We start from the raw sequence: 15,488 nt of genomic DNA on the forward strand, positions 1-15,488 counted from the left end.
CCGCTCCTACAGCTCTCGAAGCCCCGTGGCGGCATAAGCCAGCCAACTTTGTAGGAGCGGCGTAAGCCGCGAAGCTGACAACAATGAAGCTGCAGGGCTTTCCATCCTTGCCGCTGGCAAAGGGCGGCATTCGGGCTAGAGCGCGAGCCTGGCATCGCGTCAGCTGCTCTATGTCCGGCTTCGCGGCTTACGCCGCTCCTACAATCCACAACCGCGCAACCCGCAACCCCACAACGGCTACAAACGCCGCATAGCAGAAGGCCACCGCATGCGGTGGCCCTCTGGTTACATCAGTTGCGGTGTGGATTACTTGGCTGGCTCGAGCTTGATCCAGTCCAGCGTCCACATGTTGGGGCGGGTGTCGCCGGTGAAGCGTACGCACAGGTCGCCGCGGCTTGCCGGGGCGCTGATGGCGGCGTCCAGCTCCAGGAATCCGTCGGCATTCGGCTCGGCCGGCAGCGGCACCGAGGCCAGCGGCTTGCCGTCGCAGTTGGCCAGGATCTCCATTTCGCCGTGTGCAGTACGCGCCGGCGCGAACTTGCGCGACGGCTCATCGTGCGCCAGCTGGAAGTTGTACGGAATACGCCCGGCACGCACCTTGATGCGGGTGATGTCCGAAAGATCCACGTCGCTCCACAACCAGCACGGGTTGAAGATGTTGACGTTGAACACTTCGCGCTCGCCTTCGGCCGGGCCGTCGTCTTCCAGGCGCAGCAGCAGCTTGCCGCCATTCGGGCACAGGCCGAGCTGGGTGTCCTCACGGACCAGCAGCGAGGCAGCATCCAGCTTGAAGGTAGTGGCGGCAGCCAGCGGCTTGCCATCGTAGAACGCCGCGGTCTGTACCTGCACCGGCACCTTCAGCTGCAGCGGCTGTGCGTACAGCGGCGAATTGGCGCTGACCGCGCTGCCGTCCAGCGTGTAATGCACCGGGTAACCGAGCGGATTGTTCAAGCTCACCTGTACGGCGCCCGTGCGGTGCTCGCCCTTGTCCTGCATGTCCACCTGGAACGGCGTCTTCGCATAGGCGATGTTCATCGCCTGGTAGCGCTGCAGCTGGCGCGGCAGGCGCTGCAGGAAGTTGCTGAAGTTACGCTTGTTCTGCGGGCTCCAGCCGGTTTCAGCCACTGCGGCCAGGCGCGGGAACAGGTTGTGTTCCAGGTTCTGGTCGTTGCGGGTGTGCTCGTTGAACATATTGGCCTGCAGGCCAAGGATGTGCGAGCGCTTGTCGGCAGCAAGTTCGGCCGGCACCGGTTCGAACTCGTAGGTCTTCTGCAGGGTAATGGTGGTCGGGCGGCCCGGCGGCTCGTTCGGCGACTCGGTCTGCAGGTAGTCCATGTACATGTGGGTGACCGGCGACATCACCACGTCGTGGCCTTCGCTGGCGGCCTTGAGCCCGCCTTCGGTGCCGCGCCAGGACATCACCGTCGCTTCCGGTGGCAGGCCGCCTTCGAGGATTTCATCCCAGCCGATCAGGCGACGATCATGCTGCTCCAGGAATTTCTCCAGGCGCTTGATGATGTGGCTCTGCATTTCCATTTCATCCTTGGCGCCCAGCTCACGCATGCGCTCCTGCACGCGCTTGGAGGCGATCCACTGGTCCTTGACCGCTTCATCGCCGCCAACATGCACGTACTTGGACGGGAACATCTCAATCACTTCTTCCAGCACGTTTTCCAGGAACTGGAAGGTGCTTTCCTCGGTGTTGAACAGGTTCGGGAACACGCCCCACTGGTTGTCGATGACCAGCTTCTGATCGGTGGTGCCCAGCTCCGGATAGGCGACGATGGCGGCGGTGGCATGGCCGGGCACATCGATCTCCGGGATCACCTGGATATGGCGCTCGGCAGCATAGGCGATGATTTCGCGGATCTGTTCCTGCGTGTAGTAGCCGCAGTACTGGCGCGCCTCGCCGGTGGCAGCGTTGCGGCCGGCATCACCCAGCGGCACGCGGCAGCTGCCCGCTTCGGTCAGCTTCGGGTAACGCTTGATCTCCATGCGCCAGCCCTGGTCATCGGTGAGATGCCAGTGGAAGGTATTGAGCTTGTGCTGCGCCATCGCATCAAGCAGCTTCTTGATCTCGTCCATGCTCTGGAAGTGGCGTGCCGAGTCCAGCATGAAGCCACGCCAGGGGAAGCGCGGGGTATCGGCGATGGTGGCGGCGGCAACCTGGCCGGGTGTATTGCCGGTGAGCAGCTGCGCGGCGGTGACCGCACCGTAGAACAGGCCGACGTCATCACCGGCGCTGATATCGATGCCGGTGTTGGAAACCTTCAGTGCATAGCCTTCGGCGGTGTTGGTCGCGGAAGGATCCAGGCGGAAACGGATCTGCGCCTTGCCTGCGCTGTCGGCAACGGCCAGGGCTGGGCCGCCATTCTGCTTGAGCAGGGTCACGAACTGCGCGGCGGCGCGGCGCGCGGCCTCGTCGTTGCCGCCGACGCGGGCGGAGCTGCTCAACACGAAGTCCTTGCCGCCATCAGCCTGGTAGCTGGCGGGCAGGGGGACAAGCGAAGGGGCGGAGGTGGTGTCGGCGGCCTGTACCTGCAGGGCGGACATGCCCAGCAATACGCAACTGCTGAGCCACGGCGCGCGGCTGCGCTTGTGGAAGGACTTCGTCATGGGCGGAGCTCCTGTTTGTGCTTGGGCGGCAGTGTGTAGCGCCGCATCGATCTTGTGTAGTGCCGAGCCGTGCTCGGCAAAGCTGTGGCTTTCTGTAGTGCCGAGCCATGCTCGGCATTGGTTTCGTTTGGCAATGCGTGCTTTGCCGAGCATGGCTCGGCACTACAACGGCGAGGGCATTGCCTGACATGGCTCGGTATTACATGAAGGCAAAAAAAACCGGGCCCGGAATGATCCAGGCCCGGCGGGTCACGCTATCCGGTGATGTTGCGTGCCGGGATGGATCAGAACTTGAAGCGAGCGTTGAAGTAGTACTGACGACCGTTGTTGTAGAACGCAACCGGAATGGCCGAGCTCTGGTAGTACTTGTAGGTCGGGTCGTTGAGGTTCAGCGCGTCCAGGCTGAAGCTCAGCCAATCGGTGGCCTTGTAGTTCAGCGAGACCGCCACGGTGCCGAAGGAATCCTGGTAGTACGGATTCACCGAGGACAGACCGATCAGGAACGACGAACGGTAGGTGTAGCCGACGCGGGCACCGAAGGTGTCGTTCTCGAAGTAGGCACCCACGTTGTAGGTGTCCTTCGAGTTGCCGAGCAGAGCATTGCTACCGTCTGCCCAGGTGTGCGACGTGCTGCCATCGGAGTAGGTGTAGTTGGCGTCGATGCCGAAGTTCTCGCCGATCGGCTGCTGGTAAGCCACTTCGAAGCCCTGCACCTGCGCGTTGGCGTTGGTCGGCAGCGAGATCTCGTACTGCTCCAGCTGGCCGGTGAGCTCGCTGAACAGCATCTGCTTCTCGGTGCCGTAGGCCACGTAGTCCTTCATGTTCATCGAGAACGCGCCGAACGACAGCAGGCCGCGCGGCATGAAGTACCACTCCAGGTTGGCGTCGAAGTTGGTGGAGACCACCGGCTTCAGGTTCGGGTTGCCGGCCGAACCGGTCTTGTCCAGATCGGAGCCGGATGCCGAGGCACCCAGTGCCGAGTAGTCCGGCAGGGTCTGGGTCTGCGACGCGGCGACGCGGAACACCAGGTTCTCAGCCAGGTCGAACTTGAAGTTCGCGCTGGGCAGCAGGCGGCGGTCGGAGTTGCTGTTGTTTACGATGTTCCAGCCGCCCCAAACCGGGCAGGCCCAGCCGCACACCGGGCCCGGGCCCTGGGCAAACAAGCTGCTCACGTCCGCATTGGCGATATCGGACACCGCGCGGTAGCTCATGATGTCCTGCTTGATGCTGACATAACGCAGGCCAACGTTACCGGCCCAGTTCTCGCCGGTGAAGTTGGCCTGGATGTAAGCAGCCAGGTTCTTCTCTTCGACCTTCCATTCCGAGCCGTAGTTGCGGCGGCCGTTCGGGCCGTCGTCGTTGGACAGCCAGGTGGAGTTGTTGGTGATGGCGTTCTTCAGCGCGCCCGGGGTGTAGTACCACAGGTTGCGCGGGAAGTTGCCACCGATGCCGCTGGCGAAGCCGCTCGGGTAGTTGGCGGTGGCACCGTTCTGCAGCTCCGACCAGATATCGCCCGGGCTGGCGCCTTCCGGCGACATGGCTTCACGGCTGTGCTTGGCATAGCGCAGGCCGAAGTCCAGCGAGCTCAGCATGCCGGTATCCATGTACTGGTTGAAGTCGAGCGTTGCCCACTTCTCCTTGTCCTCGGCGATGATCTGCTGGTTGCCCCAGGTGCCGAAGCTGGTGACGCCGGCCGGGCTCAGGTCGCCGCCCAGGCTCCAATCGGTTGGCGAGCCTTTGCCGTGGGTGGTCCAGCTGGCGCCGCCGCCATTGGCGAGGGTGACCTCGGCGATGTACTGGCGGGCGGTCTTGCCTTCGCCCTTGGTGCTGCCTGCCTGGAACTTCGAAGACAGGCTGTCATTGATCTGCCAATCCGCGTCGAAGGTGATGTAGTTGGTCTTGGCCGACGACTCGCGGTAGATCATGTCGTAGACACCGTAGTTGGTGCCCGGCACGCCCGCGTAGGTGACGTCGGTGAGCACGCCGTCCTTGACCACATAACCGGGCTGCGGTGCCTGCGAATTGGCGAAGTTGCCGCCCCACAGCATGAAGTTGCGGTTGTAGTTGTTGGCGTCGAGCTTGGAGCTGAAGCCGCTCACGCCAAGGGTCAGGTCATCGCTGGGCTTGAACTGGATCTCGACCAGGCCGCCCTTGCGCTCGCGGGTCTGTTCGAACAGCGTCGAGCCAAGCAGGCTCGGGGCCCACACGTCGACCAGGTCAGGATTGCTCTGGCCCAGGGCGTTGACAGTGCCATCGCTATTGCGGCCCATCTTGAACCAACCGCCCGGGAACTCCTGGGCTTCACGGCGCAGCTCACGCTTCTGGCTGAAGCCCTGGACCATCACGCCGAAGGTGCCGTCGTCGTTCTTGTAGTTGAACAGGGCAGACAGCTGCGGGTCGTTGGATTTGGCCTGGTCCGAGCGCACTGCACCGATGGATGCTTCGGCGGTGAACTGCTTGGAGAACTCCAGCGGCTTGCGGGTGATGATGTTGATGGTACCGGTGGTGCCACCGTCCATCAGCTTGGCCTGCGAGGACTTGTTCACTTCCACCGAGCTGACCAGCTCCGACGGCAGCAGCGAGTAGCTGACGCTGCGGCCGACGTTGCCGGCCTGGGACAGAACGAACCAGTCTGCGGAACCAACGGTGTGGCCGTTGATCAGGGTCTGGGTCAGGCTCGGGCTGGTGCCGCGCAGGCTGACGCGGTCGGCTTCGTCGAAGCCGCCTTCATCGGCAGAGGACGAGCTGATGTTGACGCCCGGCAGGCGCTGCAGGGTGTCGGCAACGTTGTGCGCCGGCAGCTTGCCGACGTCTTCAGCGGTGACCACTTCAACGCGGGCATTGGCTTCGCGCTTGGTGTCCAGTGATTTTTCCATCGAGCCACGGATGCCGGTAACGGTCACGGTGTCCAGGTCGGTGGCGGTTTTTGCGGCTTCCTGCGCATGTGCGCTGAAGGCGAGGCAGCTGACGATGGCTGCCGAAAGCATTGTCTTGCGATGCATGTTGTCTCTCCTCAACATCTGATGGTTTGGCACGGAGTGCCGCTTGACTACGGTCCTGCTGGTGGATCTGTTGCTTATGCTGCTGACGGCTACGTGGCCGACTTTTCCAGATACCAACTGGCGGCGCCGATGACGCCCAGTTGCCCGTGCTCTACCAGCTTCACGGGAATGCTTTGCAACGCCTTGCGCATCGGCCCCTTGTTGAGGAAGCGTTCGACGAAGGTGCTGTTCAAAAGGAATTGGCTGATCTTCGGCAGGATGCCGCCGGCCAGATAGATGCCGCCCTGCACGCCGTAGAGCAGGGCCATGTCGCCGATGGTCGAGCCGAGGATCCCGCAGAACAGCTGCAGGGTTTCCACGGCCAGCGGGTCGCTGCCATCGCAGGCCGCCGCGCTCACCGCGTCGGGCGTGGTGTGCACCGGCGCGACACCGCGCACCGCGCACAGCGCGTTGTACAGATTGAGCAGGCCGGGGCCGGACAGGGCCTGTTCGATGGAGACGTGCGGACGGTCCTGCAGCATCTGCTGCAGCACCGCCATTTCCAGTTCGGTGGTGGCTGCCAGCGAGGCCTGGCCGGCTTCGGTGGCCAACACCACCGACCGGTTGCCGACCGGGATCCATACCGCCGCACCCAGGCCGGTGCCCGGGCCGATCACCAGCGTCGGCCCACGTTCGGCTTCGGCCGGGCCGGTCAGCTGCAGTACCTGGCTGGCATTGATATGGCCGGCGGCATGCGCCACGGCCTCGAAATCGTTGACCAGGTGCACGCCGGCAAAACCGAGTTCCTCGCGGATGCGGCTGGATGACAGCGGCCACGGCAGGTTGGCCGAGATCACCGTGCCGTCGGCCAACGCATAGCCGGCGGTGGCAATCACGCAATGCTCCACCGGCGGGTTGTGGCTGGCGAAGTCGGACAGGATCGCGCTGAGACTGGGGTAGTCCGCGCACCGGTACTTGCGATAGGACAGTACGTCGATGGCTGGATCGTTTGCTGCTGCCGCCTGGATCAGACCGACGCGGACATGGGTGCCGCCCACGTCAGCAGCGAAAAACGGCCGGCTGGCGGGGTCAAGGCGGGTGGTCTGTAGTGGGGGGACGACAGCGGTCACTCGGGTTCCCTATGGCGAGGCGGAGCGCCCGGAGGGGCACCATTCGGGGGCGAGTCTGTAATCGTTCTGACAACGATGTCAACGAATAATTGAAACTTTCGATGCTGCATCGCAGCGCGTCTGCGCAAACCCTACGGCGCTTTCATTTGTTGCATCCGATAGCGTGTAGTGGCTTAACTTACGGGGTTTTTCGCAGAAAGCCTGATTCTTCCGGGCTCCTCGGACATTTCTGATAGTCCGCCGGATTGGATCGCTGAGCGTGTGTTGTTGACAAACCTGTCCGCAACAAACAATAAATGTGACAACGTTGTTCCCACGTAATCGCCGGACGGCTCGATCCGTCTCCCGCATCCGCAGGAGCTTTGCCCATGTCTGCTGTTCCCGACTCGCCGCCGCGTACCAGCATGGCGTCGTCCATCGCCATCGTCGGCGTACTCTTCTTCATCATCGGCTTCTGTACCTGGATCAACGGCCCGTTGATCACCTTCGTCAAGCTGGCCTTCGACGTAAACGAGGTCTCGGCGTTCCTCGTGCTGATGGTGTTCTACCTGTCCTACTTCTTCCTGGCCTTGCCGGCGTCGTGGATACTCAGCCGTACCGGCATGAAGAAAGGCCTGGCCTTGAGCCTGGCGGTGATGGCCGTCGGCGCGATGGCATTTGGTGAGTTCGCTACCCGCCGCTGGTTTGGCGGTGCACTCGGCGGCCTGTTCGTGATCGGCAGCGGCATGGCCCTGCTGCAGACCGCAGTCAACCCGTATATCAGCATCCTTGGCCCGATCGAGGGTGCCGCCCAGCGCATCGCGCTGATGGGTATCTGCAACAAGATCGCCGGCATCCTCGCCCCGGTGATCATCGGCACCTTCGTGCTGCACGGCATCGGTGATCTGGAAACCCAGGTACAGGCCGCGGACGCCGCTACCAAGGCCGATCTGCTCAATGCCTTCGCCGCCAAGATCCATACCCCTTACATGGTGATTGCCGGTGTGCTGCTGCTGGTGGCGGTTGGCGTGCTGTTCTCGCCGCTGCCGGAAGTGCAGCCGGACCAGGCCAATGCCACCGTCAATGACGGCAAGGCGGCCAAGCGCAGCATCTTCCAGTTCCCGCACCTGTGGCTGGGCGTGATGTGTCTGTTCGTCTACGTGGGCGTGGAAGTGATGGCCGGTGATGCCATCGGCACCTATGGCAATGCCTTCGGCCTGCCGCTGGACCAGACCAAGCTGTTCACCTCGTACACCCTGTTTGCGATGCTGGTCGGTTACGTGATCGGCCTGCTGGTGATCCCGCGCTTCATCTCGCAGGAAAAATACCTGGCGGTGTCAGCGGTGCTGGGCGTGCTGTTTACCCTGGGCGCGTACTTCACCCATGGCTATGTTTCGGTGGGTTTCGTCGCTGCCTTGGGTTTTGCCAACGCCATGATGTGGCCGGCCATCTTCCCGCTGGCGATCCGTGGACTGGGGCGCTTCACCCAGACCGGCTCGGCCCTGCTGGTGATGGGTATTGCCGGTGGCGCGATCATCCCGCAGGCCTTCGCCCTGCTCAAGCACGCCTACCCGGAGCACTTCCAGCTGGTGTTCGCGGCACTGATGATCCCCTGCTACCTGTACATCCTGTACTTCGGCACCGTAGGTCATAACGCGGGCAAGGCACGTGGCGCCTGAATCAAGCATCATGGCGGCAATCGAGCCAACGCGGGAACCGGTAATGCGTAGACCCACCATCAAGGATGTCGCCGAGCGTGCCAAGGTCTCTTTGAAGACCGTCTCGCGGGTAATCAACAATGAGCCCTCGGTGATGCAGGCCACCCGCGCGCGCGTATTGCGGGCGGTGGCCGAGCTGGACTACGAACCGGATCCTTCGGCGCGCAACCTGCGCAGCAACACCACCTTCGTGATCGGGCTGGTGTACGACAACCCCAATCCGTACCACATCATCGGGGTACAGAACGGCGTGCTGTCGGCCTGCCGCGAGACCGGTTTCGGCCTGCAGATCCATCCCTGCGATTCAACCTCGCCGATGCTGGCCGAGGAGTTGGCTGATTGGGTACAGCGCTCGCGTCTGGCCGGGCTGGTGCTGACCGCACCGATGTCCGAACGGCCGGAACTGGTGGCCTCGCTCAACGCGCGTGGCATCAAGACCGTGCGCATCATTGCCGCCACCGAAGACCCGGGCGATGGTCCCTGCGTGTTCGTTGACGACCGTGATGCCGCCTATGAAATCACCGAGCATCTGATCCAGTTGGGGCACCAGCGCATCGGTTTCCTGTGGGGCGGCACCTCGCACCGCTCCAGCGGCGAGCGTTACGCCGGCTACGAAGCGGCGCTGAAGGACTACGGCATCCCGCTGGACAAGCACCTGGTGATCCCGGGCGACTACACCTTCGATGATGGTTTCCGTGGTGCGCGCCGCCTGCTGGCGCTGCGCGAACCGCCCACCGCCATCTTCGGCTCCAATGACGAAATCGCTGCCGGCGTGCTGGCTGCGGCCAATTCGGCCGGCTTGAACGTGCCGTATGACCTGTCCATCGCCGGTTTCGAGGACAGCCCGTTCTCGCGCCAGTCGTGGCCGGCGCTGACCACCGCCAAGCAGGCTACCGGCGACATCGCCCGGCATGCCGCGCGCTTGCTGATCAGCCAGCTGCGCACCGATGCCTACGAAGACAGCCCGGCACAGCTGCAGAACCAGGGCTTCGTACCGCAGCTGGTGGTGCGCGGCTCAACCGCGCCGCTGCGTCAGCAACCGTCGCGACCTCCTTCATCTCCCCCCGACCTCTCCGAGTAACGATCCATGGCACTGCCCAGTGAAACCGAAACCCTGATGTTCAACGAGGCCGCACAAAGCGCCTCTGTCATCGCCGCCCAGTTCGCACGCAATAGCGACGTGGTGCAGGCCCTGGCCGCAGACCTGCGCCAGAACCCGCCGCCGTTCGTTGTCACCTGCGCCCGTGGCAGTTCCGATCACGCGGCAACCTATGCCAAGTATCTGTTCGAGACCCAGCTCGGCCTGGTGACTGCTTCGGCGTCGCCGTCGGTGGGCTCGGTATACGAAGCGCCGCTGCAGCTGCGCGGCGCGCTGTACATCGTGATCTCGCAGTCGGGCAAGAGCCCGGACCTGCTGCGCAATGCCGAGGCTGCCAAGGCTGCCGGCGCGCGCGTGGTGGCGCTGGTCAACGTGGAAGATTCACCGTTGGCACTGCTGGCCGACACCGTCATTCCGCTGGGTGCTGGCGTCGAACGCAGCGTCGCTGCGACCAAGAGCTACCTCGCCTCGCTGGCGGCGATTCTGCAGCTGGGCGCGTACTGGAAGAATGATCCGGCCCTGATCGCTGCGCTGGATGCCTTGCCGGCCGCGATGACCGAAGCCTGGGCCTGCGACTGGAGCGCGGTGACCGATGGTCTGGTCGACGCGCACAACCTGTTCGTGCTCGGCCGTGGTCCTGGTCTGGCCGCCGCGCAGGAAGCGGCATTGAAGTTCAAGGAAACCTGCGGCCTGCACGCCGAAGGTTATAGCTCGGCCGAAGTAAAGCATGGTCCGATGGCCCTGGTTGGCCGCGACTTCCCGGTGCTGGCTTTCGCCCAGCCCGACGAAACCGGCGCAGGCACCCGCGCAGTAGCAGAAGAGTTCGCCGCGCGTGGCGCGCAGGTGTGGCTGACCGGTGAAGGCGGCAACCTGCCGGGCGTCAGTGCACCGCACCCGCTGTGCGCGCCGCTGCTTACCATCCAGAGTTTCTACCGCGCGATCAACGCACTGGCGCTGCGCCGGGGCAACAACCCGGATCTGCCGCCGCACCTCAACAAGGTGACGGAAACCGTCTGATGAAAACCGTGCTGCGCAATGGCCGGGTACTTGCCGGCGAGAACTTCCGTGACGATGTCGCGGTATTGATCGAAGACGGCCGCATCACTGCGGTCGTTGCCAGCGACGACCCTGCCGTTGCCGGCGCCGATGTACAGGTGGATCTGGGCGGCGGCTGGCTGCTGCCCGGTTTCATCGACGCCCAGGTCAATGGTGGTGGCGGTGCGCTGTTCAACAACCAGACCGATGTCGATGCATTGCGCACGATGGTGGCCGGGCATCGCCGCTACGGCACCACCGGCATGCTGCCGACCCTGATCAGCGACGATGCCGAGGTGATGGCGCGTGCGGTGCAGGCCACGCGCGAAGCCATCGCGGCCAAGGTGCCGGGTGTGCTCGGTATTCACCTGGAAGGCCCCTACATCGCTCCCGCCCGCAAGGGCACGCATGATGCCGGCAAGTTCCGCGTGCCCGATGCTGCCGAAGTGCGCATGGCGACCTCGCTGGACAACGGCGTCACCCTGATCACGCTGGCACCCGAGCGCGTGCCGCTGGCAACGATCCAGCAGATGGTGGCCAACGGCGCCATCGTCGCTGCCGGTCATACCGCCGCAACGTACGACGAAACCCGCGCGGGTCTGGATGCCGGCATCAGCGGCTTCACCCATCTGTACAACGCGATGTCGCCGCTGCAGGGGCGCGACCCCGGCGCGGTGGGTGCGGCGTTGGAAGATGCCGACAGCTGGTGCGGCGTCATCGTCGATGGCGTGCACGTACACCCGGCCAGCCTGCGCGTGGCGCTGGCAGCCAAGCCGCGCGGCAAAGTGTTCCTGGTCACCGATGCAATGCCGATGGTGGGCTCGGACAACCCGGCGTTCGAGTTGTACGGCGAAACCATCACCGCCGTTGACGGCGTGGTACGCAACGCAGCGGGTGCCTTGGCGGGTTCGGCGTTGGACATGATCACTGCCGTGCGCAATACGGTTGGATTGCTGGGTCTGTCGCTGGCCGAAGCTGCACGCATGGCATCGACGTACCCGGCGCAGTTCCTGGGTCTGGATGATCGCTACGGGCAGATCGCAGCCGGTTACCAGGCCGACTTCGTGCTGCTGGATACCGACCTGCAGGTGCAGGCCACCTGGATTGCCGGTCAACGCGACTGAGCTTCGGCCTGAGAGTAGCGCCCATGAATAAAGCCATCCGTTATGCCTCGGTGGATGCCCTGCGTGGCATCACCGTGGCAGCCATGCTGCTGGTCAACAATCCCGGCAGTTGGAGTCATGTCTTTGCACCGCTGCGGCATTCGGAATGGAACGGCTGCACGCCGACCGATCTGGTGTTTCCGTTCTTCCTGGTGATCGTCGGCGTGTCCATCGCGCTGGGTGTGGTGCCGCGGGTGGAGCAGGGTGCTGATCGTCGCGCACTGACACGCACGGTGCTGATCCGCGCCGCGCGCATTCTCGGTTTGGGCCTGCTGCTGCATTTCCTGGCCTGGTGGTGGCTGGAGCTGCCGCACTACCGGCCGTGGGGCGTGTTGCAGCGTATTGGTTTGTGCTTCGCCGCTGCGGGCGTGGCGGCGATCTGGTTGAAGCCGCGGCTGCAGTGGTTGTGTATTGGTGTGCTGCTGTCTGGTTATGCCGCGCTGCTGGCGGCAGGTGGCTCATTGGAGCCGTGGCTCAACCTGAGCAGTCGTGTGGATACGGCCTTGTTTGGAGCGCTGCTGTATCAGTACGACCCGGTCACGGATCATGGTCACGATCCGGAAGGCATGGTGTCCACCTTGGGTGCACTGGCCTCGACCCTGCTGGGTCTTCGCGCAGGCGCGATGTTGCGGCAGCGCCCATGGCGTCTGCTGCCCGCCGCCGCACTGCTGTTGCTGGCCGGCGGCCTGTGGGCGCAGTGGCTGCCCTTGAACAAGAATCTGTGGACCTCGTCCTACGTGTTGTGGACCGGCGGCTGGGCGTTCGCCGGACTGTGGTTGGCGCATATCCTGGTCGATTGCCGGCAATGGCCGCCACTGGGCCGCCGCTTCGGCGTCAACGCGATCACCGCATATGCAGGCTCGTCGGCGATGGTGCTGGCGATGATGGCCACCGGCAGCTGGAACTGGCTGTGGGAACACCTGTTCAACCGCTGGCTGACGCCAATGGGCGGTGCACAGTTCGCCTCGCTGGCGATGGCGTTGAGCTTCGTCGCCCTGTGGTGGCTGCCGATGGCGTGGATGGACCGGCGTGGGATCTATCTGAAAATCTGAGTCAGCCGATCGCAGATTTGTGGGAGCGGCATAAGCCGCGAAGCTGGTGATACATCGCCAACCGCAGTAGCTGCAATTGCACAATCCAACGGTGCCCTTTGCATCGTTGGCTTCGCGGCTTATACCGCTCCCACAATATCCCAAGGCCGCGACAGCGACTGGCGATGTCGCGTGCGGTGCTTGCCAGCGCAGCGGCATGCAGGCATTGCAGGTTTGCCCGCTGCGGGTAATCGCTGACTATCTGACGCCTGCACATGCCGTTTTTTCAGGTGCGTCCTCCATGCCGGAACGGGCATAATCCGCGGCTGGCAACCTGCCATCCCGCCCGGAACACGGCGGGGTAAATCAGTTGAAAGCATGAAAGGGATGACATGAAGCACTATCCAGCCATGATGGGCACGGCGCTGTTGGCGTTGGCCATGACCAACGCGTACGCCAAGAAGCCCCAGGCGGCGCCCGGATTCAATTACGAGTTCAGTGTCGGCGCAGGTGCCAAGGGGCGTCAGAACGGCGATGCGGAGCTGCGTGTGGTCAGGCGCGAACACACCGGGCGGGCCATTGGTCTGCAGATTGCGACAGGTCTGCTGGGTGGTGGCGCGATGGGCTTCGGCAAGAATCAGCTGCATGGCGAGCGGATGAAAGAGATCCCAAACCCGGGCAAAGATGTCCTGCAGGATGCGCTGCGTGCTCAGGTACAGCAGTGGCAGGCGGACAATCCGCAGCGTGTGATCGACCAGCCGCTTATCGTCGACCTGCAAGGCAGTGATTGGGTACTGATGTACCAGGAGCTTGACCAGACAGACACGCCGTACGAGCTGCGCTACAGCACGCGTATATCCCTGAGGTCACCATCGCGGGGCTTCGTGAAGGGGTCGGAATGGTACGGAAACTTCACCTGCACGCCAACGCCGGTTGTGCAGACGTACCCGGCGTGGGCGGATGGGGATTTCGCCGGTGTCCGTGACGTCCGCGCGCGCTACGTCGCCGACTGTGCACAGCAGTTCGCCCAGTTGCTGCCGCAATGGATGCAGGTTTTCGGTGGTGGCGACGCAAGCCCGGTTGTTGCGCAGGCCACGCCGGAAACCCCGACGGAGGAAGTGCAGCCGCCGGTTGCCGTCGTCGAGCAGGAAGTAGAAGCAACGCCGCAGGCAGCGGACGAAGCACAGAGTCAATTGCAGCCGCGCTGAACACACCAACGGCAGCAGGGTGTGCGGCGTTGGCCGCATGCCTTTGGTAACCGCAATGCTTCAGGCCGGAATCCCGGATTGGCTTTCAACTGGCTCAGCGGGCGCGCGCGTGTTGCCTTCGTGGTCGGCTAAGGCGTTGGCCTGAGCACTGCGCGCATGCACTTCTGCTGCGCGGTAGCGCACGTCGGCGCGCTGGCTGCGGGCTTGGCTACCGGTTCAAGGTTCAGCGTGTTGACGGGCCTTGTTGATCGCGACGATGCGTGCCTTCTTCAAAGCCTCGCCAATGGCGGGGCCTTGCAGGCCTTCGGTGGCGATGTCGCGTGCGTTGATTGCCAGCGCAGCGGCATGCAGGCGTTGCAGGGTGGCGCGCTGCGGGTAATCGCTGTCCTCGAAGCCGAGCCGGCCGCGTTTGTCGCACTCGCAGACCAGGGCCATCTGTGCGATGCGCTCCGGGCGGCGGAAACCATCGCAGCGCTGGATCAGCTCCAGCACGGTGGCGTCGCGCAGTTCATCGATGCGATGCACGTTGAGGTGCTCGCGGCAGACCGCTTCGGCCAATAGCCGGTGATCCACCGGAATCTTGAGGCGGTCACACAGCGCGGCGAGCGGCTTCAGGCCGCGCTGCTCATGCATGATGTGACGCGGCAGTTCGTCGGCCGGCGTCAGCGCCTTGCCGAGGTCATGGGTGAGCGCGGCGAAGCCGATAAGGTCATTGCCCGGCGCCAAGTGCGCGGCCATGTCGCTGACCATTTCCTGGTGCACGCCGGTATCCACTTCCGGGTGGAACTCGGCGCGTTGTGGCACGCCGTACAACGCGTCCACTTCAGGCAGGATGGCAGCCAGCGCGCCGGTATCGTGCAGGCAGCGCAGGAAGGCTGATGGTTGTTTCATGGTCAGGCTGCGGCGCAGTTCCTGCCAGATGCGTTCGGGGACCAGTGCATCCAGTTCGCCGCTGGCGGCCATCTCGCGCATCAGCTCGGCGGTTTCCGGGGCGAGGGTGAAACCCAGCGGCGCAAAGCGCGCCATGAATCGTGCGGCACGCAGTACCCGCAGTGGGTCTTCGACGAAGGCCGGGCCGACATGCCGCAGCACGCGCTGTTCGATATCGCGCACACCGCCCCAGGGATCCACCAGTTCGCCGGTGTCCTCGTCGCGGGCAATGGCATTGATGGTGAAATCACGGCGTTGCAGGTCTTCTTCCAGCGTCACCGAAGGATCGGCATCGACAACGAAGCCGCGGTAGCCGCGACCGGATTTGCGCTCGGTACGTGCCAGTGCATATTCCTCACCGCTGTCCGGGTGCAGGAAAACCGGGAAATCCTTGCCTACGGCCTTGAAGCCAAGTGATTCCATTTCCACTTGCGTGGCGCCAACCACCACCCAGTCACGATCGCCAGGTTGTTGGCCGAGCAGGGAATCGCGGACAGCGCCGCCGACGAGATAAGTCTTCATGCAGGCATGATAAGGCGGAAGACGTGTTGTACCTGTAGTGGGGGGGGCGGGGGGGGGGGGGGGGGTGGCAGAAGGG

Annotated in this window: 10 protein-coding genes; 6 read left to right on the top strand and 4 right to left on the bottom strand. The window is 63.9% G+C overall.

Annotated features, from left to right (window positions below):
• Positions 1–306 precede the first annotated feature (306 nt).
• The 3 genes from ACVOKO_RS18595 to ACVOKO_RS18605 all read right to left on the bottom strand — a co-directional run bounded on the left by ACVOKO_RS18595 (position 307) and on the right by ACVOKO_RS18605 (position 6,727).
• Positions 307–2,616 (bottom strand): family 20 glycosylhydrolase, encoded by a 2,310-nt coding sequence (locus ACVOKO_RS18595; protein WP_346500718.1) that lies wholly within the window; start codon positions 2,614–2,616, stop codon positions 307–309.
• A gap of 284 nt (positions 2,617–2,900) precedes the next feature.
• Entirely contained in the window at positions 2,901–5,618 is a 2,718-nt protein-coding gene (locus tag ACVOKO_RS18600; protein WP_346500720.1) for a TonB-dependent receptor, read from the bottom strand.
• An 89-nt stretch (positions 5,619–5,707) separates the two neighbouring features.
• Positions 5,708–6,727 (bottom strand): glucokinase family protein, encoded by a 1,020-nt coding sequence (locus ACVOKO_RS18605; RefSeq protein WP_346500722.1) that lies wholly within the window; start codon positions 6,725–6,727, stop codon positions 5,708–5,710.
• A gap of 368 nt (positions 6,728–7,095) precedes the next feature.
• Between ACVOKO_RS18605 and ACVOKO_RS18610 the strand changes: the two genes are divergently transcribed.
• The 6 genes from ACVOKO_RS18610 (at position 7,096) to ACVOKO_RS18635 (ending at position 13,960) form a co-directional block, all read left to right on the top strand.
• Entirely contained in the window at positions 7,096–8,385 is a 1,290-nt protein-coding gene (locus tag ACVOKO_RS18610; RefSeq protein ID WP_346500724.1) for a sugar MFS transporter, read from the top strand.
• A 43-nt stretch (positions 8,386–8,428) separates the two neighbouring features.
• Entirely contained in the window at positions 8,429–9,505 is a 1,077-nt protein-coding gene (locus ACVOKO_RS18615; RefSeq protein ID WP_346500726.1) for a LacI family DNA-binding transcriptional regulator, read from the top strand.
• A 6-nt stretch (positions 9,506–9,511) separates the two neighbouring features.
• Positions 9,512–10,540, top strand: a complete 1,029-nt coding sequence (locus ACVOKO_RS18620; RefSeq protein WP_346500728.1) for an SIS domain-containing protein — start codon at positions 9,512–9,514, stop codon at positions 10,538–10,540.
• Entirely contained in the window at positions 10,540–11,682 is a 1,143-nt protein-coding gene (nagA, locus tag ACVOKO_RS18625) for an N-acetylglucosamine-6-phosphate deacetylase (protein ID WP_346500730.1), read from the top strand. Before ACVOKO_RS18620 ends, nagA begins: the two co-directional genes overlap by 1 nt.
• Positions 11,683–11,705: 23 nt before the next feature.
• Positions 11,706–12,773, top strand: coding sequence for an acyltransferase family protein (locus ACVOKO_RS18630; protein WP_346500732.1), 1,068 nt, complete (start codon positions 11,706–11,708; stop codon positions 12,771–12,773).
• Between the two features lie 371 nt (positions 12,774–13,144).
• Positions 13,145–13,960 (top strand): hypothetical protein, encoded by an 816-nt coding sequence (locus ACVOKO_RS18635; protein ID WP_346500734.1) that lies wholly within the window; start codon positions 13,145–13,147, stop codon positions 13,958–13,960.
• A gap of 216 nt (positions 13,961–14,176) precedes the next feature.
• Here ACVOKO_RS18635 and ACVOKO_RS18640 read toward each other — a convergent pair whose 3' ends face one another.
• Positions 14,177–15,412 (bottom strand): multifunctional CCA addition/repair protein, encoded by a 1,236-nt coding sequence (locus ACVOKO_RS18640; protein ID WP_346500736.1) that lies wholly within the window; start codon positions 15,410–15,412, stop codon positions 14,177–14,179.
• Positions 15,413–15,488 lie beyond the last annotated feature (76 nt).

The organism is Stenotrophomonas sp. STEN240 (assembly GCF_056756175.1).